The organism is Mesorhizobium sp. M7A.F.Ca.US.014.04.1.1, assembly GCF_003998745.1.
GTDB classification, from domain to species: domain Bacteria; phylum Pseudomonadota; class Alphaproteobacteria; order Rhizobiales; family Rhizobiaceae; genus Mesorhizobium; species Mesorhizobium ciceri.
In genome coordinates this window covers 1-1,489 of sequence record NZ_RZRW01000936.1, presented here as the reverse complement: position 1 = coordinate 1,489, position 1,489 = coordinate 1, and the positions used below count along the sequence as shown (strand labels likewise).

General features: G+C 64.3%; 2 protein-coding genes and 1 pseudogene. 1 reads left to right on the top strand and 2 read right to left on the bottom strand.

All coding sequences use genetic code 11. The features are described from left to right. Both EOA22_RS33285 and EOA22_RS33280 read right to left on the bottom strand, forming a co-directional pair. Positions 1–267, bottom strand: a pseudogene (locus EOA22_RS33285) (methyltransferase); the annotation flags it as partial. After that, positions 267–491, bottom strand: coding sequence for a DUF2007 domain-containing protein (locus EOA22_RS33280; RefSeq protein WP_063167652.1), 225 nt, complete (start codon positions 489–491; stop codon positions 267–269). The gene EOA22_RS33280 and the pseudogene EOA22_RS33285, both read right to left, overlap by 1 nt. Before the next feature lie 200 nt (positions 492–691). Between EOA22_RS33280 and EOA22_RS33275 the strand changes: the two genes are divergently transcribed. Continuing rightward, a partial coding sequence (locus EOA22_RS33275; protein ID WP_164756166.1) for a polyprenyl synthetase family protein occupies positions 692–1,489 on the top strand: 798 nt, incomplete at its 3' end.

Sequence of the window (1,489 nt, the reverse complement as noted above, 5' to 3'; positions counted from 1 at the left end):
GGCCATTGCCGGCGGGCGTTCGACAACCACCGCCTCAGCGGCCGGGCAGCGCGACAGCACCGCCAGGCCGGCGGCCCCGGCACCGGCACCGAAATCGGCGAGACGACCGGCAAGAGAGGACGGCACGGAGGCCGCCAGCATCATCGCATCCATGCCGGCGCGATGACCGCCTTGCTTGGGCTGCACCAGCCAGAACCGGCCGCGATGGAAAGCGTCGACCGTATGGGCCGGCGTGTCCGGGACAAGGGCGGCGGGCGCGGCGGACATTATTTTCCGCGGATTTCGTTGGCGATGCCGGCATCCCTGAGGATGCGCCGTGCCGCGTCGGCCTGGTCGGCGTCGACCATGACGCGCTTCTGCAAAAGACCGATCGACCCTTCGAGAATGCTCATATTCTGGTCGGCGACAAAGCAGGCAATGCCGGCGTCGCGCATCAGCGATTCGACAAAGGAAATGATCACGGCATCGTTGGTGCGGACTAGTTCTATCATCGTATGAAACTCGCAGTTTGCGCTATTGATGTAAACGGGCAGGGGATTCCGGGGCAGAGCCGTTCCCTTGGGGTCGTTGACATTCTGTCGCCGCCGCCGCGCCAATTCGCCACTTGCCGTGCCCATGTCCGCCGCCCTAGAGTCCATACAGGGACTAAGGGTGCCGTCGCACGCTCTATACCAAGACGGGAGTGATTGTCGTGGGTGTCGTTCTCAACATCGAAAACGGGAAGCGGGAGCCCGCCTCCATCAAGGATCTGATCGATCTGACTGCCGCCGATATGGGGCGCGTCAATGAATTGATCCTGTCCAAGGCCGGCTCCGACGTCGAGATGATCCCGGAGGTCGCCAACCATCTGATCTCGTCCGGCGGCAAACGGCTGCGGCCGATGCTGACGCTGGCCGCAGCCCAGATGTTCGGCTATGCCGGCGAGGGCCACGTCAAGCTCGCCACCTCCGTCGAATTCATGCACACCGCGACGCTTCTGCACGACGATGTCGTCGACGAGAGCGGCATGCGCCGCGGCAAGAAGACCGCCCGCATGATCTGGGGCAACCAGGCAAGCGTGCTGGTCGGCGACTTCCTGCTCGGCCAGGCTTTCCGCATGATGGTCGATGTCGGCTCGCTCGAGGCGCTCGACATCCTGTCGAGTGCAGCCTCGATCATCGCCGAGGGCGAGGTCATGCAGCTTGCCGCCGCCAAGAACCTCGAAACCACCGAGGACGAGCATTTCGCCGTCATCAAGGCCAAGACCGCCGCACTTTTTTCGGCTGCTGCCGAGGTCGGCCCGGTCATCGCCCAGGCGACGCGCAACGATCGTGCGGCGCTGCGCTCCTATGGCATGAATCGCGGCCTGGCCTTCCAGCTGATCGACGACGCGCTGGACTATGGCGGCACCAGCAAGGATCTCGGCAAGAACGTCGGCGACGATTTCCGCGAGGGCAAGGTGACGCTTCCGGTCATTCTCGCCTATCGGCGCGGCACCAAGGCCGAGCGC

What these genes read in the sequence shown, in the direction of transcription:
- EOA22_RS33280 (WP_063167652.1), bottom strand. Translation starts at nt 491, where the DNA reads ATGATAGAACTAGTCCGCACCAACGATGCCGTGATCATTTCCTTTGTC.